Source organism: Arthrobacter sp. 92 (assembly GCF_050260325.1).
In the GTDB taxonomy this organism is placed as follows: domain Bacteria; phylum Actinomycetota; class Actinomycetes; order Actinomycetales; family Micrococcaceae; genus Arthrobacter.
In genome coordinates, this window is sequence record NZ_CP189863.1 from 3,441,264 (window position 1) to 3,461,075 (window position 19,812).

General features: G+C 66.7%; 20 protein-coding genes. 7 read left to right on the plus strand and 13 right to left on the minus strand.

What is annotated here, in order from left to right; all coding sequences use genetic code 11:
- The first annotated feature begins 13 nt into the window (after positions 1-13).
- Together hpaE and hpaD are read left to right on the plus strand one after the other, a co-directional pair.
- Positions 14-1,519, plus strand: coding sequence for a 5-carboxymethyl-2-hydroxymuconate semialdehyde dehydrogenase (gene hpaE, locus ACP4XC_RS15990; RefSeq protein WP_427171340.1), 1,506 nt, complete (start codon positions 14-16; stop codon positions 1,517-1,519).
- A gap of 51 nt (positions 1,520-1,570) precedes the next feature.
- The gene (hpaD, locus tag ACP4XC_RS15995; RefSeq protein ID WP_427171342.1) at positions 1,571-2,644 is read left to right on the plus strand and encodes a 3,4-dihydroxyphenylacetate 2,3-dioxygenase; all 1,074 of its coding nucleotides are present in this window, start codon (positions 1,571-1,573) and stop codon (positions 2,642-2,644) included.
- A gap of 153 nt (positions 2,645-2,797) precedes the next feature.
- Here the strand turns inward: hpaD and ACP4XC_RS16000 are convergent, their stop codons facing one another.
- The 5 genes from ACP4XC_RS16000 to ACP4XC_RS16020 all read right to left on the minus strand — a co-directional run bounded on the left by ACP4XC_RS16000 (position 2,798) and on the right by ACP4XC_RS16020 (position 8,994).
- Positions 2,798-5,824 carry an AAA family ATPase gene (locus ACP4XC_RS16000; RefSeq protein WP_427171344.1) on the minus strand — a complete coding sequence of 1,009 codons (3,027 nt, stop codon included), beginning with the start codon at positions 5,822-5,824 and terminating at the stop codon, positions 2,798-2,800.
- The gene (locus ACP4XC_RS16005; protein WP_427171346.1) at positions 5,821-7,014 is read right to left on the minus strand and encodes an exonuclease SbcCD subunit D; all 1,194 of its coding nucleotides are present in this window, start codon (positions 7,012-7,014) and stop codon (positions 5,821-5,823) included. The genes ACP4XC_RS16000 and ACP4XC_RS16005 overlap by 4 nt, the downstream gene beginning before the upstream one ends.
- A 71-nt stretch (positions 7,015-7,085) precedes the next feature.
- Positions 7,086-8,150: an MIP/aquaporin family protein gene (locus ACP4XC_RS16010; RefSeq protein ID WP_427171348.1), complete on the minus strand. Its 1,065-nt coding sequence runs from the start codon at positions 8,148-8,150 to the stop codon at positions 7,086-7,088.
- A gap of 140 nt (positions 8,151-8,290) precedes the next feature.
- Positions 8,291-8,641, minus strand: a complete 351-nt coding sequence (locus ACP4XC_RS16015; protein ID WP_427171350.1) for a DUF202 domain-containing protein — start codon at positions 8,639-8,641, stop codon at positions 8,291-8,293.
- Positions 8,638-8,994, minus strand: a complete 357-nt coding sequence (locus ACP4XC_RS16020; RefSeq protein WP_427171352.1) for a YidH family protein — start codon at positions 8,992-8,994, stop codon at positions 8,638-8,640. The genes ACP4XC_RS16015 and ACP4XC_RS16020 overlap by 4 nt, the downstream gene beginning before the upstream one ends.
- Before the next feature lie 147 nt (positions 8,995-9,141).
- Here ACP4XC_RS16020 and ACP4XC_RS16025 point away from each other — a divergent pair, with 147 nt between their 5' ends.
- Positions 9,142-10,272, plus strand: a complete 1,131-nt coding sequence (locus ACP4XC_RS16025) for an ADP-ribosylglycohydrolase family protein (protein WP_427171354.1) — start codon at positions 9,142-9,144, stop codon at positions 10,270-10,272.
- Here ACP4XC_RS16025 and ACP4XC_RS16030 read toward each other — a convergent pair.
- Together ACP4XC_RS16030 and ACP4XC_RS16035 are read right to left on the minus strand one after the other, a co-directional pair.
- On the minus strand, positions 10,259-10,795 hold the full coding sequence (locus tag ACP4XC_RS16030) for a DUF4395 domain-containing protein (protein ID WP_427171356.1): 537 nt from the start codon (positions 10,793-10,795) through the stop codon (positions 10,259-10,261). The genes ACP4XC_RS16025 and ACP4XC_RS16030 overlap by 14 nt on opposite strands.
- A 153-nt stretch (positions 10,796-10,948) precedes the next feature.
- Positions 10,949-11,959: an exonuclease domain-containing protein gene (locus ACP4XC_RS16035; RefSeq protein WP_427171358.1), complete on the minus strand. Its 1,011-nt coding sequence runs from the start codon at positions 11,957-11,959 to the stop codon at positions 10,949-10,951.
- A gap of 109 nt (positions 11,960-12,068) precedes the next feature.
- Here ACP4XC_RS16035 and ACP4XC_RS16040 point away from each other — a divergent pair, with 109 nt between their 5' ends.
- Entirely contained in the window at positions 12,069-12,836 is a 768-nt protein-coding gene (locus ACP4XC_RS16040; protein WP_427171360.1) for a VTT domain-containing protein, read from the plus strand.
- 88 nt (positions 12,837-12,924) lie between these two features.
- On the opposite strand, the gene rdgB is transcribed toward ACP4XC_RS16040, so the two are convergent.
- The 6 genes from rdgB to clpS all read right to left on the minus strand — a co-directional run bounded on the left by rdgB (position 12,925) and on the right by clpS (position 17,270).
- Positions 12,925-13,575 carry an RdgB/HAM1 family non-canonical purine NTP pyrophosphatase gene (rdgB, locus tag ACP4XC_RS16045; protein WP_427171362.1) on the minus strand — a complete coding sequence of 217 codons (651 nt, stop codon included), beginning with the start codon at positions 13,573-13,575 and terminating at the stop codon, positions 12,925-12,927.
- A 62-nt stretch (positions 13,576-13,637) separates the two neighbouring features.
- On the minus strand, positions 13,638-14,396 hold the full coding sequence (rph, locus tag ACP4XC_RS16050) for a ribonuclease PH (protein WP_427171364.1): 759 nt from the start codon (positions 14,394-14,396) through the stop codon (positions 13,638-13,640).
- Between the two features lie 53 nt (positions 14,397-14,449).
- Positions 14,450-15,247, minus strand: coding sequence for an MBL fold metallo-hydrolase (locus ACP4XC_RS16055; protein ID WP_427171366.1), 798 nt, complete (start codon positions 15,245-15,247; stop codon positions 14,450-14,452).
- Entirely contained in the window at positions 15,244-16,245 is a 1,002-nt protein-coding gene (gene murI / locus ACP4XC_RS16060) for a glutamate racemase (protein ID WP_427171368.1), read from the minus strand. The genes ACP4XC_RS16055 and murI overlap by 4 nt, the downstream gene beginning before the upstream one ends.
- A 97-nt stretch (positions 16,246-16,342) precedes the next feature.
- Positions 16,343-16,909, minus strand: coding sequence for a DUF2017 domain-containing protein (locus ACP4XC_RS16065; protein WP_427171370.1), 567 nt, complete (start codon positions 16,907-16,909; stop codon positions 16,343-16,345).
- The gene (gene clpS / locus ACP4XC_RS16070) at positions 16,902-17,270 is read right to left on the minus strand and encodes an ATP-dependent Clp protease adapter ClpS (protein ID WP_427171372.1); all 369 of its coding nucleotides are present in this window, start codon (positions 17,268-17,270) and stop codon (positions 16,902-16,904) included. The genes ACP4XC_RS16065 and clpS overlap by 8 nt, the downstream gene beginning before the upstream one ends.
- Before the next feature lie 37 nt (positions 17,271-17,307).
- Here clpS and ACP4XC_RS16075 point away from each other — a divergent pair, with 37 nt between their 5' ends.
- The 3 genes from ACP4XC_RS16075 to ACP4XC_RS16085 all read left to right on the plus strand — a co-directional run bounded on the left by ACP4XC_RS16075 (position 17,308) and on the right by ACP4XC_RS16085 (position 19,755).
- A complete protein-coding gene (locus ACP4XC_RS16075) occupies positions 17,308-18,636 on the plus strand; it encodes a nicotinate phosphoribosyltransferase (protein ID WP_427171374.1) in 1,329 nt (442 codons plus the stop codon).
- Entirely contained in the window at positions 18,636-19,286 is a 651-nt protein-coding gene (locus ACP4XC_RS16080; RefSeq protein ID WP_427171376.1) for an isochorismatase family protein, read from the plus strand. Before ACP4XC_RS16075 ends, ACP4XC_RS16080 begins: the two co-directional genes overlap by 1 nt.
- Before the next feature lie 127 nt (positions 19,287-19,413).
- Positions 19,414-19,755: a hypothetical protein gene (locus ACP4XC_RS16085; protein ID WP_427171378.1), complete on the plus strand. Its 342-nt coding sequence runs from the start codon at positions 19,414-19,416 to the stop codon at positions 19,753-19,755.
- Positions 19,756-19,812: the final 57 nt, after the last annotated feature.

Genomic DNA, 19,812 nt, shown 5'->3' on the forward strand with positions numbered 1-19,812 from the left:
AAGGATCACTCCCATGGCTGAGCACTACATCCCGGATAACCTGCCCTCGCGCATCCGGCACTACATCAACGGCGAGTTCGTGGACTCCATCAGCGGCCGGACGTTCGACGTCCTGGACCCGGTCTCCAACGAAAATTACGCAACTGCGGCCGCGGGCCAGAAGGAGGACATCGACCTCGCCGTGGCCGCCGCGCGCAAGGCTTTCACATCAGGACCGTGGCCGAAGATGAAGCCACGCGAACGCGCCCGTGTCCTGAACAAAGTGGCCGACGCCGTTGAGGCCCAGGAACACCGCCTGGCGCAGCTGGAGACCTTCGACACCGGCCTGCCGATCACCCAGGCCAAGGGCCAGGCGCTGCGCGCGGCCGAGAATTTCCGCTTCTTCGCGGACCTGATCGTGGCCCAGTTCGACGACGCCATGAAGGTCCCCGGCGCCCAGATCAACTACGTCAACCGCAAGCCGATCGGCGTCGCCGGCCTCATCACGCCCTGGAACACCCCGTTTATGCTGGAGTCCTGGAAGCTCGCCCCGGCGCTGGCCACCGGCAACACCGTGGTCCTCAAGCCGGCCGAATTCACGCCGCTCTCCGCCTCGCTCTGGGCCAAGATCTTCCAGGATGCAGGGCTCCCGGACGGCGTGTTCAACCTCGTCAACGGCCTCGGCGAGGAAGCCGGCGATGCCCTCGTCAAGCACCCGGACGTCCCGCTGATCTCCTTCACCGGCGAAACCACCACGGGCAAAACCATCTTCCGCAACGCCGCGGCGAACCTCAAGGCCCTTTCAATGGAGCTGGGGGGAAAGAGCCCGGCGGTGATCTTTGACGACGCCGACCTCGACGCCGCGATCGACTCCACCCTGTTCGGCGTTTTCTCCCTCAACGGCGAGCGCTGCACCGCCGGCTCCCGCGTCCTGGTCCAGCGCGGCATCTATGACGAGTTCTGCGAGAAGTACGCGGCCCGCGCCAGGAACATCGTGGTGGGCGATCCGCACGACCCCAAGACCGAGGTCGGCGCGCTGGTCCACCCCGAGCACTACGAGAAGGTGGCGAAGTACGTGGAAATCGGCAAGTCCGAAGGCCGTCTCCTCGCCGGCGGCGGCCGCCCCGACCACCTGCCCGAGGGCAATTACATCTCCCCCACGGTGTTCGCCGACGTCGCCCCCGAGGCGCGGATCTTCCAGGAAGAGATCTTCGGCCCGGTCGTCGCGATCACCCCCTTCGAAACCGACGCCGAGGCCCTGGCTCTCGCGAACAACACGAAGTACGGTCTCGCGGCCTACATCTGGACCCAGAACCTGACGCGCGCGCACAATTTCTCCCAAAACGTCGAGGCGGGCATGGTCTGGCTCAACAGCCACAACGTCCGCGATCTCCGCACCCCGTTCGGCGGCGTCAAGGCCTCCGGGCTGGGCCACGAGGGCGGCTACCGTTCCATCGACTTCTACACCGACCAGCAGGCCGTCCACATCACCCTGGGCCCCGTCCACACCCCGCAATTCGGCGCAGCGACGCCGCGCTAGGACCCGCGGCCGGCCGGCCGCCCACAGCCACCACTCAATGAGGAGTTAGACATGGCCAATGACATCATCACCCCCACCGCCCCGGCCCCGGACATCGTCCGTTGCGCCTATATGGATCTTGTAGTCACCGACCTCGCGGCGTCCCGCGCGTTCTACGTGGACCTGCTCGGCCTGCATGTCACCTACGAGGACCAGGACGCTATCTACCTGCGCTCCTTCGAGGAGTTCATCCACCATAATCTGGTGCTCCGTAAGGGTCCCGTGGCAGCCGCTGCCGCCTTCGCGTACCGGGTACGAACCCCGGAGGACGTCGGCAAGGCCGAGGCCTACTACCGCGAAATGGGCTGCCGCACGGAACGGCGCCGGAACGGGTTCTCCCGCGGGATCGGCGATTCGGTCCGCGTGGAGGACCCGCTGGGCTTCCCCTACGAGTTCTTCCACGACGTGGAGCACGTGGAACGACTCACCCAGCGCTACGACATTTACAGCGCCGCGGAACTGGTCCGGCTGGACCACTTCAACCAGGTCACCCCGGACGTGCCCCGCGGGCGGAAATACCTTGAGGACCTGGGCTTCCGGGTTTCCGAGGACATCAAGGACTCCGACGGCGTGACGTATGCCGCGTGGCTGCACCGCAAGCAGACCGTGCACGACACCGCCCTGACCGGCGGAGACGGCCCACGGATGCACCACATCGCCTTCTCCACCCACGAGAAGCACAACATCATCCAGATCTGCGACAAAATGGGCGCCCTGCGCATCTCGGACCGGATCGAACGCGGCCCCGGCCGGCACGGCGTCTCCAACGCCTTTTACCTCTACATCCTGGACCCCGACGGCCACCGGATCGAGATCTACACACAGGACTACTACACGGGCGACCCCGACAACCCCATCATCACGTGGGACGTCCATGACAACCAGCGCCGCGACTGGTGGGGCAACCCCGTGGTCCCGTCCTGGTACAAGAACGCCTCGCTGGTCCTGGACCTGGACGGCAACCCTCAGCCGGTCGTCGTCCGCGAGGAAAAGAGCGAAATGGCCGTGACGGTGGGCGCGGACGGTTTCTCCTATACGCGCGAACCGGGCGAGGAACGCGGCTTCAAGATGGGCGCGCAACTCTAGTCACGACGGCCCACCGCTCACCCAGCCCCGTTGAGCTATCACGTACGGCTGCTCTGGCACCCTCAGAGCAGCCGTAAGTGATAGCGCATCCTTGGGGGTTGGGCTTGGGGGTTGGGGGGTCAGGGGGCGACGGGGGCTGCCGCGGGCCGAAGCCTAGGCCGCCGGTAGCTCGTCCGAAATGCGGAGCGTGGAGCCGTTGCGTCCCTTAATCACCTGGAGCTGCGTATTGATTCGCTGCTTCATCTCGCCCACGTGGCTGACCAGGCCCACCATGCGTCCACCGGCGCGGAGGCCTTCCAGCGCATCCATGACCTGCTCCAGGGCCTGCTCATCCAGGCTGCCAAAGCCCTCGTCGACAAACAGCGTTTCAATATCGACGCCGCCGGATTCCTGCTGCACGACGTCAGCCAGCCCGAGGGCAAGGGCAAGCGAGGCCATGAAGGATTCGCCACCGGACAGCGTGGCGGTGTCACGGCGCTGGCCGGTCCACTGGTCAACGACCTCCAGACCGAGGCCGGACTTCGCCCCGCGCGCTGCTTTCGCATCGGTGTGCTGCAGCACGTAGCGGCCGTCGCTCATACCCACCAGTCGTTCAGAAGCCGCAACGGCCACCTGTTCGAGCCGTGCGGCAAGGACGTAGCTGTTCAGGCTCATCCTGTAATTGTTGTCTCCGGCACCGCGGGCGGCGTCGGAAACAGCGGCCAGCAGTTCCGCCTGCTCACGTGGTTCACGCCCGGCAGCGGCCAGTTCGGCGTACTCAGCCGAGATCCGGGTCAGGGTCCGTGCGGAGTTCGCGGCCAGGCCAGCTGCGACGGCGACCCCCCGGGCGGCTTTCTCGGCCGCCGCGGCATCACTGCGAACCGCCTCGAGCTCGTCTTCCCGGACCGGTCCCCTGGTTTCCACCTCCTGCATAGCCAGCACGAGGTCTTCGCTGGCAAACAGCTCATCGATCCTGGCGTTTTCGTCTTGCCGGGCTCGGATTTCCTTTTCGAGCCGGGCAGCCCCGGCCGCGGGCAACAGCACGTCACGGGCGGCCTGCGCCGACTCGAAACCCGCAGCGGGGAGCGCCTCCTGTAGCTGGCGCCGGGCTTCAACTGTTCGCGACTGCGATTGTTCGGCCAACATCTGCGCTTCCTGGGCTTGCTCAAGAAGTGCTGTGGTGGCGGTGACGGCGTCGGCCCGGCGCGTCAGGTTCGGATGCCCGGCCCGCAGTTCGCCAAGGGCGGCTTCCAGGCTGTCGGCTTGTTCCTGGACTTCCACCATGGTGGACTGGGTCTCCCGGGCGCCGGAGGCAGCGGCTGCCTGGGCAGCTTCCGCGGATTGGATCTCTTCCTCCAGCTGCTCCTTGCGGGCGCGGCCGGCGGCTAGTTCAGCAACAGCGCGGCCTGTTTCGGATGCCCGGTCCTTCGCCGCGGCCGCCTCTTGACGGGCTTCCGCGGGATCAGCGTCGCCGCCTTGGCCCGCCAATACCGCAACCTCCTGCCGGGCCGCCTGCAGTTCACCTTCGATCGCTGCCAAGGCTTTCTCGGCCGCTTCACATCTCTCCTGTGCCGTCCGTTCGGCCTCGGCAATGCTCAAGGCAACTGATGCGGCCGGAGCTGGTGCCGGATGTTCGGCGCTTCCGCAGACAGGGCAGGACCCGCCCGGCGTCAATTGGGCCGCGAGTTCCGCGGCAGCGTTGGCCAGGCGTTCCTCACGAAGATCAAGCCATCCCTGCCGGAGGTCGAGATACTCGCCGCGGGCACGGCGGTGACGCTCTTCAGCCCCGGTGCACAAGCTGACTGCGGAGCGGTGGCGGCGAACCACGTCCACGAGCTCCTCGGCGGCGGCGGCTTCCTTGGCCCGCAGCTGGGCCTCGGACGCGAGACTTTCCAGGGGCTGGATCCCGGCCGCCAATGCGGCCAGTTCGGCGCGCAGCGCAGTGACCACCGCGGCCGTGGAGAGTTCCTCGGCCCGGAGCTTGTCCCGGGTTTGCTGGAGGCGCGTGGCACGGGCCAGGACGTCCGTCAGGCGGTCTTCGTCGGGCAAACGCGCCTCGATGACAGCCCGCAATGACCGCAACCCCAGCAGCGTGGCGGGGATGTCGATATGTCCCGGATCGACGTGTGCGAGCTCGGGATCTTTTCGGGCAGCCGTTCGCAGCAGATCGAAGGCCTTTTCCATCGCCCCGGCAGCAAGCGCCTCGGCAGCCTCCGCCGTTTCCACGGCGCGCAGCTGGCCGCCGAGGACCTCGGCCTTGCGGTGCTGGTCGAGCTGCGCCAGGCTCTGCCGGTGGGCAGGAGCCGCAGCCGCCGCGTCAGCCCGGCGGCCTTCCGCGGCCGCCAGCTTCAGCTGCCGCGCCGCACGCGCAGCCTCGTCCTCGAGCTGGCGCGCCAGTGCCGCCCGTGATTGTTCTGCTACTTCTGATTCGGCAAGCAGTCGCGCGGCAGCCGATTCCGCCGAGCCGTGAAGCCACTCAAGCAATGCATCGGCATCCTCCGGGCGCGGGGAAGTCGGATCCATGTCCAGCATGGCTGCTTCCGACTCAGCCTGGGCCAGCAGCACGGCTAGTTTGTCGTTGAGGCTGGTGACCTCTGCGCGGGCCTCCTGGGCCTTCCGTGCCAGCTCCTGTTCCACCGCTTCGAAGCGCTCGGTGCCGAAGAGTTGCTGGAGCAATTCCAGCCGGTCGGATGCCTTGGATCGCAGGAAGGCGGCGAAATCACCTTGCGGGAGCATAACGACCCGGGTGAATTGTTCCCGGTCCATGCCGAGGACGGCCGTGATTTCGGCGCCTGCCTCGTCGTTTCGGCCCGATCTTTCGACCCAGGCGCCGTCCACCCGTTCCCGCAAAAGGGTGTTGGCCTGCTGCGCGGTGAAACCGTTCTTGCCCCTCGCGCTGGGCTTGTCCCAAGCCGGGGACCGGGACACTTCAAAGCGGCGGCCGCGTGCCGAGAATTCACAGATGACCCGGGGCTCCGCGGCGGGAACCGCATGGTCGCTGCGCAGGCGCTTTCCATCCTGGCGCGCACCGGGGACGGACCCGTAAAGAGCAAAGCAGATGGCATCCAGGACGCTGGTTTTCCCGGCGCCGGTGGCTCCGTTCAACAGGAACAGGCCGTGGGCGCCGAGCCGGTCAAAGTCGATCCGCTCCGTGCCTGCGAACGGACCGAAAGCGGAGATTTCGAGTCGATGGATCCTCACAGGGACACCCCTTCCAGCCGCACGGCCTCCAGTGCCTCCGCCAGAGCGCCACGTTCGGCGTCATCGGCGCTGCGGCCGCGGACATGTTCCAGGAAGCCGCAGCAGACGGCGAGATCGTCCGCGGCCTCGGCGAGCCTGCTGCTGTAGCTGGTCTTCGACGTTGCGGGGGCGCCTTCAGGATCAAACCCGAGCACCAACGTGTCAGGGAAGCGTCCACGGAACCGTTCCATGGCCTGGGCGGGACGCTGAGCGTCGGTCAGGGTGACCTGGCAATAGGCTTCCTCAGCCCAGGCGAATTCCTCGGCAGTGAGCAGATCTTCCAGCTTTCCCCGGAGCACGGCCAGCTTCCGCGGAGCTTTCCAGCGAACTTCCTGAACGGCAGCAACGCCGTCGGCGTCAACGTCGATCAGCCAGCCGCCCTTGGTGTGTTTGGCCTCAGAAAAGGAGTACGCGAGGGGCGAGCCCGAATAGCGCACCCGGGGTGATAAGGATTGCCGGCCATGAAGGTGGCCCAGGGCGGTATAGCTGAATCCGTCGAAAAGATCCAGCGGCACCGCGCCCACTCCCCCGATGCTCAGATCCCTCTCGCTGTCCGAGCTGATCCCGCCACTGGCAAAGGTATGCGCCAGGACCACGCTGTGCACCGTGCGGGTTTCCGAGCGTTTGAGGACGTCGGCCCGGACCCGTTCCGTTGCGGCGCGCGTCACCTCGAAGTGGCTGGCAGTTTCAACGCCCAGCGCCTCGGCCACCAGACGGGGTTCCAGCCAAGGAATGCCGTATACGGCCACCACTGGAGCGGCTCCGTCAGCGGCAACACCGGCAGAATCACCGTTCAGGGGAAGCAGCACCGGCTGGTCGAGTTCCGCCAGCCGTGTCCGCAGGTGCACGCCGCCGCGCTCCAGCAACTTCGAGGCGAAACCCAGCCGGATCGCGGAATCATGGTTGCCGCTGGTCAGAACCACCTGCGCACCGGTGCGGGTCAACCGGACCAGCGCCTCGTCCAGCAGACCCACCACATCGACGCCGGGCAGGGCGCGGTCGTATACGTCCCCGGCGATCAGGACAACGTCCACGGACTGCTCCTGGACGTAGGCCACCAGCTGGTCAACAAAACCGCGTTGGGCCTCGAGCATGCCGACCCCGTGGAAGGACCTGCCCAGGTGCCAGTCCGATGTGTGCAATAACCTCATGTGGTTACGCTATCCGCCGGGTCCGACAATTTTCCCGCAGGGACACAGCACGGCCAAGACACATCCGCTGCCTACTGGCCGCGGCGTCCGTCGAAGAAGTCACGTGCCTCGTCGTCCGCGGAACCGTCCGCGGAGCCGTCTTCGGCTCGCCGGCCCCGAACCCCGTGGGCCCCACGCGGATCTTTCTCCCGGCCGCGGGCGTCCTCGCCCACCGCATCGCTTCCGGGTCCCTGGGCGGCGTCAACAAGATCCTCGCCATCAAAATCCTCATCATCAAGATCGTCGTCATCAAGATCGTCGTCCATGGCGGCTTCCACGTGCCCGGATTCGGCGGCACCGGCCGCACGGGCAGGAGCGTGGGCAGCCGCGGCCGCAGTGCTGTCGGAGAAGCCGCGGAAGACGAGGCCGGCAATGGCCGCGCCCACCAGCGGAGCCACCCAGAACAGCCACAGCTGCTCAAGGGACCAGGAGCTGCTGAAGATGGCAGAGGCCGTTGCCCGGGCGGGATTGAAGGGAGTGTTGCCAACGGCCTGGCCAAGCTGGAGCAGGACCGCGAGGGTCAGGCCCACGGCGAACGGGGCCGCGGCCTTGTTGGTGTTGCGGGCCGACGTGGTGCCCAGGAACACGGCAACCAGCAAGGCGGTTCCGAGGACCTCAACCAGCAGGACGCCAGCCATGGGGGCCTGGACGATGGAGTGCTCGCCAAAACCTGCCGTGACAGTGTCGAACGCGGTGCGGGTGTCGTCGATCTTGGGGACCGTGCGCAGGATGCCGAACAGCGCCAAGGCTCCGGCCAAGGCTCCCACGAGCTGGGCGCCGACGTAGGCCGCGGCCTCCGCAAGCCCGATCCGGCCCGCAATGGCGTTGCCTACGGTCACCGCAGGATTGAAATGTCCGCCGGAGATGTACGCGAACGCCAGCATCGAGGCCGTCACGGCAAGGCCGGCGGCAAGGGATGCGGAGAGCGGGTTGGACTGCGGGATGGTGAACAGGGGCACGCCCAGGCCTGCGATGGCCAGGAAGAGGGATCCGAACGCCTCGGCAGACAAACGGGCCACGAGCCCGGGCTGGGCTGCGCCGCGTGCGGCGTGCAGCTCGGAGCCTTCGGTAGCTGTTGCAGACACAGGGGAGGTCATATGCAGAGGATCCTTTGCTTCGGTGCGCGGCCGGAAACCCGGCGCGGTCCGGGCTGCGCGCGGCGCCCGTCAATGTTCTGTCAGAAGTTTCTGTCCGATGTATTGTGCCAACACAGTCTGGACGCTTGCTGGGTCCGAGCTTAGCGGCCGAGCGCGATCGCTGCGACCGCGGCCCCGGCCAGGGCCACCACAGCCAGGGCGGCAGCCAGCATAACAACCGACGGGGGTGCCCCCGTCGAACGCTGAAGCCGCCGCGCCCTGCTGCGCACGCACAGCCCTAAAACCGCAGTGGCAGCCACGGCGGTGACAGCGCAGATCCCCAGGTAGTCGATTCCGTCCGCGGAAAGGCCGCCGTCCGGGCGCGATCCCGAGATGGCCCACGTGCGCCAAATGAACAGGTCCACCACCACCAATGCCAGCAATGTCCGTCCCCACGACAGTGTGGTGCGTTCGGGCTGCAGCCCCGGGTCCCTCGCCTGGCCGTTGGTCAACGTGCCACCAGGATCAGCACCGCAATGGTGAACGCCGCCACAGCCACCCCGATGGTCATGACCAGCATCAGGCCCGAATACGGCAGCTCCTGGTTGTTGCGCATGGCTGCCTCCATCCGGCTCCAGCGGCGGTAGGACAACCCCGCCAAGCCCGCGCCGATGGCCGCAAGGACAACACAGAGGGCGATTCTGACCGGCGCGGGGGCGATGTTGGGCGCAAACTGATCGATGGCCAGGGCTCCGGCCAGCAGCGCCAGGGAGGTGCGCATCCAGGCCAGGAAGGTCCGCTCGTTGGCCAGCGAGAACCGGTAATCCGGGGTGGTTCCCGTCTTTCGCCACGCTGGTTCCCGCATGAACTTCCTCCGGTCGGCCTCACGGCGCTGGAAACGAGTAGATCCAACAGCACACTACTTGCACACGGGGCGGAGCCCCTGCCCCAGCGGGCCGCCCTCCGGCGCCGACCGCGCCGTTGCGCACGTCAACCTTGGTAAATTTAGGGTATGAGCACTGATCCTTCCCGCTTGCCGACGCCTGAGTCCCGCATCCACGGCTGCCTGTTGGGCGGCGCCCTGGGCGACTCGCTCGGCTACGCCGTGGAATTCGATCACATCTCCGCCATCCACGGCCGTTTCGGCCGCGACGGGCTGCAGGATTTCGCCATGCTCGACGGCGTCAGCCACTTCTCGGATGACACGCAGATGACGCTGTACACGGTGGACGGCCTGGTGGAGGCCCTGGAGTGGGCGAATGAAGGCGTGGGCGCGGACGCCAACGCCTGCCTGTGGCTCGCCTACCTGCGGTGGCTCAACACCCAGGGCGTACCGGTTCCGCCGTCCGCTCCGGTCCCCCAGCCGAGATGGATCGATCAGCAGGAGGTGCTCAAACACCGCCGTGCCCCCGGCAACGCCTGCCTCAGCGGACTGGCCAGCGGGGAAATGGGCACGGTGTACCGTCCGGTCAATCCCGAGTCGAAAGGGTGCGGCACCGTAATGCGCTCGGCCCCCTTCGGCCTGATTCCGCACATCCCCATGGAATACGTCTACAAGCTCAGTTCCGACGCGGCGTCCCTCACCCACGGACACCGTTCGGCCCGGCAGAGCGCGGGAACGTTCAGCGTCCTGATCCATGCGCTCGTCGCCGGCCAGGACCTGAGGGAAGCGGCGCGCTACGCGCTGGACCACGCCAAGGGCCATACTGATCCCGAGCCGGCCTTGATCGCGCGGCTGGAACGGGCCCGCCAGCTGGCAGGGTATGAGGAAACCGGCGGAAGCGCAGCGCGTCCGCTCAGCCCGGAGGACCTTGTCCGGGAACTGGGCGAGGGCTGGGTCGCCGAGGAGGCACTCGCCGTCGCCCTTTACTCGGTGCTGGCGACTGCGCCCCCCGAGCAATCCGAAGACTCCCGAACGGAAGCGGGGATGGCCCAAAACATGCCCGAGCGCCATTTCAAGGCCGCAATTTCGCTCGCCGTGAACCACAGCGGGGACAGCGACTCCACCGCATCGATCGCGGGCAACATCCTGGGTGCCTACTACGGTGAGGCATGCCTGCCGGCGGACTGGCTGGAGGCTTTGGAAGCCCCGGACGTCATTCGGGCAATGGCCGCCCGGCTGACGGCGGTTACGGGCGCCTGAGCGAAATGTTGTTGCAGGCCTCGCACACGTCCTCGGGGATGAGGCCGCGGCGCTGAAGGAAGCCGAAGATGGTGCAGCCCAGGCAGAAGCCCGCGAAGGCTTCGAGCGAGGCGGCGACAATCAGGACCGCGAGCAGGACCCACGCGGCCGGCGCCGCGCCGGCCGCCAGCAGCAGCGCTGCCGCAGTTGAAACGGCGGCGCCGATGCCCTGGGCAAACCTTTTGGGCGGTCCCGGAACGAGGCGGGTACGGCCCAGCCACGGCGTCAGGACCTTGATGGAGAGTTGAGCGAGGGGCGAGATCCGCGGGCCGAAGAGCACGCGCAGCCAGAAACCAGCTGCGATCACTGCCAGTCCCCAACCGAATCCGGTCAGGAATGTGACGGCCGAGAGCAGCACCACCAGGGCCGCTGTGATGCGTGCGGAGTATTCGTTTACCGGGTTCGGGAACGCGAAGACCATCCGCCAATCGACTCCGCGCCTGGCGGCCGGCGCGGGAGTCTGTGCATCCATCAGTTTGCTCATTCCTCAAGGCTAGGAGCAGCCGCGCCATGAGGGGAATGTTTATTGCGCCGTATGACCGCCGGCCGTTCGGTTCGCCGGTTCCGGACCGCCATGCGTGCGGGTGTTCAGTTTGGCCGCTCCGGCGGATCTAGAAGGCGGATCTAGACGGCGGATCTAGACGGCGGCAGCCGGCACGTGTCCGCCCACCATCTGCAGGAATTCGCCCTCTGACAGGACCTCGATGCACTGTCCGCGTTCGTGCAGCTCAAGCACTCTGCGTGCCTTTCCGGTCAGCCGGCCGGAGCGCAGGTCGGCGGCCACAAAACCGTCCCCGACCACCAGCACTGTGGTGCGGGCAGTCACGCGGCTCTCCGGGCGCGCCCCAAAGTCCGCGGAGCGGTTCTTCGCTTCCGGCCGTGAAATCGCCAGCTCGCCCGTGAACACCACCGTCTGCCCGAACAACGGATGGCCGGCGTCGGCGTCGGCATTGGGCAACGGGTTGGCGCCCTCTTCGGGCCAGCCGGTGCGAAACGGCCGCGCCGGGGTGTCGCGAGGACCGGAGAGGGATTCCAGCGCGGTGAGCGTAGCCTTGGACAGTCCGTCGCGAAAGGGGTCGAAGGCCCGCTGGTGCGGAACCGCGAGGCCCAGCGAAAGGTAGAGTTCGGCGATGCTGCCGGCCCCATTCCGGCCGGCGATGTCTATCAGGATCCCGGCACACGCCCTCGCGTCCTCGGCGGCGTCGTGGTGGTTGACGAGCGGGACGCCGGCTTCCTCCGCGGCGTAAGGCAGCGAGTTGGACACCAGCGAGTAGCAACGGCGGGACAACATCACCGTGCAGACGTAGTCATAGGCCGGCCCCGGCAGGCCAGAGACCTCCAAGCCGGAGCGGATTACGCCGAGGTCGAACGCGGCGTTGTGCGCGGCCAGGACGTCGTCCCCGATGAAGGCCCCGATTTCAGGGAACAGCTCGCCAAAGCGGGGAAGGCCTGCCACGTCCTCCGGCCGGATTCCGTGGATCCGCACGTTGTGGTGGTCGAAGCGGTCGTGGTTTTTCGGCGGCCTCATCAGCCAGGACGCTTCCTCAACCACCACCCCGCCGCGGACCTTACTGAGGCCAACGGCACACGGCGAACCGCGGAAGCCGTTGGCAGTCTCGAAGTCGATCGCCGTAAAGTCCAATCCCACGGCTCAACTTTACCGCCGGGTCGTGCCTGCTCCGGGCACTGCGGCCCGTCTGTCGCAGAAAGCCCGACGCCGGCAGTCCAGTAACCTTGGAAGGGTGAACCTACATGCGATGAGTGACTTGGCCGTGTCCACCCTCGGGGGTGCAGGACCGGTGCAGCCGCATCTGTCCTCGTTCCTCCCGGACTGGCTCAACCCACAGGTGTTCCTGGCAAACCCCGCGCTGGCGCCGTGGGTGGTGCTGGTGGTGTGCGGCATCATCTTTGCCGAGACCGGCCTGCTGATCGGGTTTTTCCTTCCCGGTGACTCCATGCTCTTCACCGCCGGACTCCTCGTGGCCACTGAAACCATCAAGTTCAACATCTGGCTCTTTGCCGCGCTGATTATCGTGTCGGCAATCCTGGGAAACCAAGCCGGGTACCTGATCGGCTCCAAGGCAGGCCACGCCCTGTTCAACAGGCCCGACTCCAAGCTGTTCAAACGCGAAAACGTCGAAAGCGCCCACGCCTTCTTCGAAAAGCACGGCGGCAAGGCGCTGATCCTGGCGCGGTTCGTGCCCATCATCCGCACGTTCGTTCCGGTCATCGTCGGCGTCGCCGAGATGAGCAAGCGGAAGTTCTTCATCTATAACGTGATCGGCGCCGTGCTGTGGGGCGGCGGAGTGACGCTCCTCGGCTATGTGCTGGGCGACAAGGTGCCGTGGGTCCGGGACAACCTGGACATCATCTTCATCGCGATCGTGCTGGTCTCCGTGATCCCGATCGCCATCGAGGTTGTCCGCGGACTAATCGCCAAGCGCCAGTCCGCACAGTACGGCACGGACGCGATGGACGAGTTCATCGAGGAACACGAGCCCGAGGACGAGCGCAAGACGCCGTAGTCCAACCCCACGCGAACGAGGAAGGCGCCCCACGTCGTGGGCGCCTTCCTCGTTTAACCGGTTTCCGATGCCAGCAAACAGCTGTCCGCTAGCGTCCGGCCAAGGCCTCGACGATGGACGGCAGCAGGGCCCGGAAGGCCTGGCCGCGGTGGCTGATGGCGTTCTTCTCCTCCGGGCTCAGTTCGGCGCAGCTGCGGTCCAGGCCGCTCGGCTGCAGCACGGGATCGTAGCCGAAGCCGCCGGACCCGCGCGGCTCCCGCAGCAACAGGCCCTCCAGCTGGCCGTATTCCACCACTTCGCGTCCACCGTCCGCCTGCCCGGGAACCGCCAGGGCCGCGGCACACACAAAGGCGGCGCCGCGGAACTCGTCGGGAACGTCCGCCAGCTGGTCAAGGAGCAGGCGCAGGTTGGCGGCGTCGTCTCCGTGCCGGCCTGACCACCGGGCCGAAAAGATCCCGGGCGCCCCGCCAAGGACATCCACGGACAGCCCCGAGTCATCGGCGACCGCCACCAGCCCCGTTGCCGCAGCCACGGCCCGCGCCTTCAGAAGGGAATTCTCGGCAAACGTCACGCCCGTCTCTGCCACGTCCGGCGCACCCACCGCTGCGGCGTCCACAACCTGGGTGTCGACGTCGAGTCCGGGCACCTGGCCGCGCAGCAGTTCTCGGAGCTCGCGAAGCTTGCCCTTGTTGTGCGTGGCAAGCACCAGCAGGGGCGCGGGAGCGTCGCGGTCCGGCACGCCGCTGCCGGGGCCTGGGCCTGGGCCTGGGCCTGGGCTCACAGGACTGCCGGGGCCTGGGCTCAAGGTGCTTCCGCCAGGGTTTCGCGCTGGATGGCGGCCAGCTGCTCCGTCCCCAGCAGGGCCAGGTCCAGCAGCTTGTTCAGCTCGTCGCGGTCAAACGGAGCCCCCTCCGCCGTTCCCTGCACCTCGACAAACTTGCCGGAGCCGGTGACAACAACGTTCATGTCGGTCTCGGCACGGACATCCTCAACATATGGCAGGTCCAGCATGGGAATACCGTCGATGATTCCCACGGACACAGCTGCGATGGTGTCGATGAGGGGCTGGGCGTTGCGGGGGATGATTTTCTTCTCGCGGGCAAAGCGGATGGCTTCGGCGAGCGCCACATATGCTCCGGTGATGGCGGCCGTGCGGGTCCCGCCGTCGGCCTGCAGGACGTCGCAGTCCAGTACAATGGTGTTTTCACCGAGCGCCTTGGTGTCGATGATGGAGCGCAGTGAACGGCCGATCAGCCGCGAAATTTCGTGCGTCCGGCCGCCGATCTTTCCCTTGACGGACTCGCGGTCGGAGCGGGTGTTGGTGGCGCGGGGCAGCATGGCGTACTCGGCGGTGACCCAGCCGCGGCCCTCGCCCTTAAGCCAGCGCGGGACACCCTCGGTCAGGGAAGCCGTGCACAGGACCCTCGTGTTGCCAAACTCGATCAGTGCCGAACCCTCGGCCTGCTTGGACCATCCGCGGGTGATGCTGATGGGACGCAGTTGATCGGGGGTGCGCCCGTCGGCACGGATAACGGGGGCGGTAATTGCTTCAGAAGTCATGCCTTTAGCTTATCGATACCAGCGCCCCTGCCGGTCATGAGCCGGGCAACGGCTCAGACGGTGTAGTGGACCCCGGCCACGGCAACGGCCACATCCCCGCCGAAGACCGGCTTGGCCTCCGCCATGACCTTGGTCTGCGAGGTCCACACGGGGATGTGCGTGAGGAGCAGGCGCCGTGCACCGGCGGCCGCCGCCGCCTCGCCGGCACGCTTGCCGGTCAGGTGGACGTCCTTGATGCCGTCGTCCCGGCCCTCCTCAAAGGCCGCCTCGCACAGGAACAGGTCGGCGTCCTTCGCGGCTTCCTCAAGCCCCGGGCAAGAATCCGTGTCGCCCGAGTAGGTCAGCACCCGGGTGACCGGCACGCCGTCGGCCGAGGGCTCGGTGACCTCCACGCGAAGCGCGTAGGCCTCCTCCACCGGATGGTTCACAGCAAACGGGGTGACGGTGAACGGCCCCATGCTGACCGGCTGACGCTCGATCCAGTTGGTGAAGTCGAATTCCTCGTGCATGCCGGGGTCCAGTTCCAGCCCGTAGGCCGTGGCCATGCGGTCCGCGGTTGCCGCCGGGCCCCATACCGGAATGCGGCCGCGTCCCCATCCGCCCGGCTTCCAGCGGACCGCGACGTGGAGACCACATAGGTCCATGCAGTGGTCCGGGTGCAGGTGGGTCAGGAAGATCGCATCGATGTCCTCCAGGTCCGTGTACCGCTGGATCGCACCGAGGGCCCCGCTGCCCAGATCCAGGACGATCTTCCAGCTCCGCTCGCCGTCGTGGGCCGTCAACAAGTAGCACGACGCCGGCGAGCCGGGTCCGGGGAACGATCCCGTGCAGCCAACGATTGTCAGCTTCACAGTCCGGGTCCTCCCACAAAGTTGGAGATCCGCCGCCGGACGGCTCCGGCCTGTGCCGCCGCAATCATTTCCGGGGTGATCCGGGCCAGGCTCCCGGTGGGGTACTGCGCGGCCACATGGTCAACGTGGCGGACGCTGAGGACTTCGGGGCCGAGGAACCGCCGGGCAAGGCTCTCAAACTGGCCGGCATCCCCGGTGGCAATGAAGTTGTGCTCGGGCGGGGACTGGAGCATCCGTTCCAGCCCGTGGGTGGCGAGGGCCCGGTAGACATCCTTGGCCGTTTCTTCGGCGCTGGAGACGAGTGTGACATCCTCGCCCATGACGTAGGAGATCACCCCGGTGAGCAACGGGTAGTGGGTGCAGCCAAGCACCACGGTATCCACGCCCGCCACGCGCAGGGGTTCAAGGTATTCCCGCGCCACGGCCAGCAACTCGGGCCCTGTGGTGATGCCGGCCTCCACGTAGGAGACAAAAGCGGGGCACGCCACCGAGGTGATCTCCAGGTCCGGGGCGGCGGCAAAGGTGTCCTCGTAGGCCCGGGATCCCACGGTCGCAGAGGTTCCGATGACACCGACCCTGCCGCTGCGGGTGGCTGATACCGCCCTGCGCACGGCGGGCTGGATCACTTCGATGACCGGAATTCCGTACCGCGCCGTGTACCGTTCGCGGGCATCGCGGAGCACCGCGGCGGACGCGGAGTTGCAGGCGATGGTCAGCAGCTTGACGCCGGAATCGACCAGCTCGTCCATCACACCGAGGGCGTTGGCACGCACTTCCGCAATGGGAAGCGGGCCGTACGGTCCATTCGCGGTGTCCCCCACATAGAGGATTGATTCGTTGGGCAGCTGGTCGATGATGGACCGCGCCACGGTCAGTCCCCCGACGCCGGAGTCGAACACGCCGATCGGGCGCGGGGCCATGTGGTTGCTGTCCGTGCTGCCCGCCGGGGGATCCGCAGCGGCTCCCGCGGCCGGATCAATGCTCGATGCTGAAGTCATGATTATTCGAGGATAGGGCTTCGGTGTTAGTGCAGCCATTACATTGTGTCCACTGCCTCATGTCGAATGGATCACATTTTGCGCACCGGCGGAGCGCTCAGGCGCGCGAACCCATGGCCTGGAGCATGGCCTGCACGAGTGACTCCTGCAGCCAGGTGGTGAAGTTGTAGACCAGCGCAAGGTAGCTTTCCACGTCCTCGGCCTGCGACCAGTCCTGCATGAGGTGGACATGCTCGGCGTCGGCATCGTCCCGGATGTCCAGCCGTTCGGCCAGGACCAGCCTCAGATCGTTGAGCCCCTGGGACCAGTGCCGGGCGTCCGCCGGCGTCAGGACCAAATCGTCCTTGTCGAGCCCGAGGGCCATCGCCCGGAGCGCGCCGATCTTGTTTTCCCGCAGCGAGCGCTCGGTGAGCTGGCGGAACTCCAGGGACGCGGCGTCGTCGTCCTTCATAACATTGGGCAACAACCGCTTCAGCGCCCGGTCCGAGGGCTCCTGGACGTCCATGTCCAAGCCAATCAGGGCTGTCAGCGGATCCTGGCTGGCGCTTTCCTCCGGCTCCAGCATTGAAATGACGTCATCGATGAGGCTGCGGAGCAACTCGCGTTCGGCCGGTTCGAGGTACCCCGTAATGCCTTTGAGTCCGTTTTTGAATGCCTTAGCCACGTTTGCCCTTGCCCTTGCCGGAACCGCCGTCTTTACCCCCGCCGGTGGCTTTCTCCACCGTCGCCCATAGTCCGTAGCCGTGCATGGCGACGGCGTGCTGCTCCACCTGCTCCTTGCTGCCGTGCGCAACGATGGAGCGGCCCTTCTTGTGGACCTCCATCATGAGCTTGTTCGCCTTCGGTTCCGAGTACCCGAAGTAGCTCTGGAACACGTAGCTGACGTAGCTCATCAGGTTGACGGGATCGTTCCAGACCACCAGGTTCCAGGGAATATCCGGGGCGGTCAGGGCGTCGATGGACGTCACTGTTCCGGTCTGGGTGCTCTCCTGGGTATCCGGGCCGAGCGCAACGCTAAGGGTCATCTGTCCATTCTAGGGTGATGCCCACTAGAGTGAATTCGTGAGTACCCCTGCTGGCTGGGACCATCCCCGCACGTCCTTGTACACCGATCATTACGAGCTGACCATGCTGCAGGCCGCGCTGCACTCCGGAGCAGCGCACCGCAAGTCCGTGTTTGAGGCCTTTGCCCGCAGGCTTCCGGATGGCCGCCGTTACGGGATCGTGGCGGGCACGGGGCGCCTTCTTGAGGGCATCGCCAACTTCCGTTTCGGCGACGAGGAACTGGACTTCCTGCGGCGGACCGGAGTGGTTAACACCGAGACCCTGGACTTTCTGGCCGGCTTCCGGTTCACCGGAGACATCTGGGGTTACGCCGAAGGCGAAGCCTACTTCCCCAATTCCCCCATTCTCATCGTCGAATCCACGTTCGCCGAGGCATGCATCCTGGAGACGTATATCCTCTCGGTGCTCAACCACGACAGCGCCATCGCCTCGGCGGCCTCGCGCATGATCACCGCCGCCGGCGGCAGGCCGTGCATCGAGATGGGGTCCCGCCGCACCCAGGAGGAGTCCGCCACCGCTGCCGCCCGGGCCGCCGTGATTGCCGGCTTCGACAGCACCTCCAACCTAGAGGCCGGGCGCCGCTACGGCATCAAGACCGTGGGCACCGCGGCACACTCATTCACCCTCCTCCATGACTCGGAACGCCAGGCGTTCGAGGCGCAGATTGCCGCCTTCGGACCCGAAACGGCGCTGCTGGTGGACACGTACGACGTCGAAACCGCCGTCCGCGCGGCCGTTGAGCTCGCGGGGCCAGCCCTGGGCGGGGTGCGCCTGGACTCCGGCGACCTGGTGGCCCAGGCCCAGTGGGTCCGGCGGCTGCTGGATGACCTCGGCAATGAAACCACCAAGATTGTGGTCACGTCGGATCTGGACGAATATGCCATCGCGGCGCTGCAGTCGGCCCCGGTGGACACCTACGGTGTGGGCACCTCCCTGGTGACCGGCTCCGGCGCCCCGACCGCCAGCATGGTCTACAAGCTGGTCAGCCGCACCGACGATTCCGGCGAGTTCGTCCCGGTGGCCAAGGCGGCCAAGAACAAAACAAGCAAGGGCGGGCGCAAGTACGCGCTGCGCAAACTCAACGAACGCGGTATCGCCACCCAGGAGATCGTCGGCGTGGGGCGCCGTCCCGACGACGACGGCAACGACCGCTCGCTGCTCCAGCAGTTCGTCAAGAACGGCGAGCTGCTTCCGGGCTGGACCGGTCCCGAGGGCGTCATGCGGGCCCGCCGGCGGCACATGGACTCCATGGCGGAACTGCCCGCAGTGGTTAACCGCCTGCAGCGCGGCGAGGCCGCCATCCCCACCACCTACGAGGAGAACTGATGTCCCGCGCCCTTATCATTGTCGACGTCCAGAACGACTTCTGCGAGGGCGGCTCCCTCCCCGTCCCAGGCGGCGCGGAAATCGCGGCCGCCATCAGCGAATACGTCGACGGCCACCACTCGCAGTTCGACCACATCGTGGCCACCCAGGACTGGCACATCGACCCCGGGGCCCATTTCTCGCCGTCCCCTGACTTCGTGGACAGCTGGCCTCCGCACTGCGTGGCCGGCACGCGCGGCGCGGAACTGCACCCCGAACTCGATACTGAGTACATCCAGGCCTACTTCCAGAAGGGCCAGTTCACGGCCGCCTACTCCGGCTTCGAGGGCATCCTTGCCCCGGAAGACGCCGTCCCCACCGGAGACCGCAAGCCGGGGACCATGCCTTTGCCGGAGGACTCCGCGTCCCTGGCCGCTGCCTTCGCCATCGACGAGGATGCCATCGGCCTCGATGACTGGCTGCAGAGCCATGACGTCGAGGAGGTGGTGATCGTGGGCCTGGCCACCGATTACTGCGTCAGGGCAACGTCCCTGGACGCCGTCCAGGCGGGCTATTCGGTCACGGTGCTGCGTAGCTTGACCGCCGGCATCGCCGATGACCTGGAGGATGCTTTCGCCGAGATGGAGCTCGGCGGAGTGGACATCGCCTGAACAACACCCCCGGCTTGCCGGGACTTACTGGGCGCTGGCGAGCGGCCGCTGGCAGGAAACTCCTGTCCTCCCAGTAGACTCGAAATCCCTGCCAATATCGTCTGACCAGTTAGGCCCGGAGTACACCATGAAGAAAACCCTCACCATCCTGATCGCTGCCGGGACCTTGCTCACCGCAGCCGGTTGCTCCCCCGCGCCGCAGATGAGCAACGCGGAAACCTGCGCACGGATCAAGACCATCGTCTCCTCCCCCACCGCCGGCTCGGACAAGCCCGGCATGATCCGGCTCGCCAACCAGCTGCGGCCCGTCGAGGTGACCTCCTCCAATGACCTGAAGGACCCGCTGAAGTCCGTTATCGCCTACCTGGACGAATCAACGAAAGAAAACCCCGATTCCGCCAAGGTGGATGACCTGAAGGCCAAGTACACCGACGCCGGGCAGAAGTTCGGCGCGGTCTGCGGCCAGTAGCGGCCAGTAGCGGCCGGACAACAATCAGCAAGAGCAAAAAGGGACCGGGTCACCCGG

Excerpts from the sequence above, each read along its gene's own strand:
- ACP4XC_RS16025 (WP_427171354.1), top strand. The coding sequence starts at position 9,142 with ATGAGCACTGATCCTTCCCGCTTGCCGACGCCTGAGTCCCGCATCCAC.
- ACP4XC_RS16010 (WP_427171348.1), bottom strand. The coding sequence starts at position 8,150 with ATGACCTCCCCTGTGTCTGCAACAGCTACCGAAGGCTCCGAGCTGCAC.
- hpaD (WP_427171342.1), top strand. The coding sequence starts at position 1,571 with ATGGCCAATGACATCATCACCCCCACCGCCCCGGCCCCGGACATCGTC.
- ACP4XC_RS16040 (WP_427171360.1), top strand. The coding sequence starts at position 12,069 with ATGAGTGACTTGGCCGTGTCCACCCTCGGGGGTGCAGGACCGGTGCAG.
- ACP4XC_RS16085 (WP_427171378.1), top strand. The coding sequence starts at position 19,414 with ATGAAGAAAACCCTCACCATCCTGATCGCTGCCGGGACCTTGCTCACC.
- ACP4XC_RS16020 (WP_427171352.1), bottom strand. The coding sequence starts at position 8,994 with ATGCGGGAACCAGCGTGGCGAAAGACGGGAACCACCCCGGATTACCGG.
- ACP4XC_RS16080 (WP_427171376.1), top strand. The coding sequence starts at position 18,636 with ATGTCCCGCGCCCTTATCATTGTCGACGTCCAGAACGACTTCTGCGAG.
- clpS (WP_427171372.1), bottom strand. The coding sequence starts at position 17,270 with ATGACCCTTAGCGTTGCGCTCGGCCCGGATACCCAGGAGAGCACCCAG.
- rph (WP_427171364.1), bottom strand. The coding sequence starts at position 14,396 with ATGACTTCTGAAGCAATTACCGCCCCCGTTATCCGTGCCGACGGGCGC.
- hpaE (WP_427171340.1), top strand. The coding sequence starts at position 14 with ATGGCTGAGCACTACATCCCGGATAACCTGCCCTCGCGCATCCGGCAC.
- ACP4XC_RS16030 (WP_427171356.1), bottom strand. The coding sequence starts at position 10,795 with ATGAGCAAACTGATGGATGCACAGACTCCCGCGCCGGCCGCCAGGCGC.
- murI (WP_427171368.1), bottom strand. The coding sequence starts at position 16,245 with ATGACTTCAGCATCGAGCATTGATCCGGCCGCGGGAGCCGCTGCGGAT.
- ACP4XC_RS16005 (WP_427171346.1), bottom strand. The coding sequence starts at position 7,014 with ATGAGGTTATTGCACACATCGGACTGGCACCTGGGCAGGTCCTTCCAC.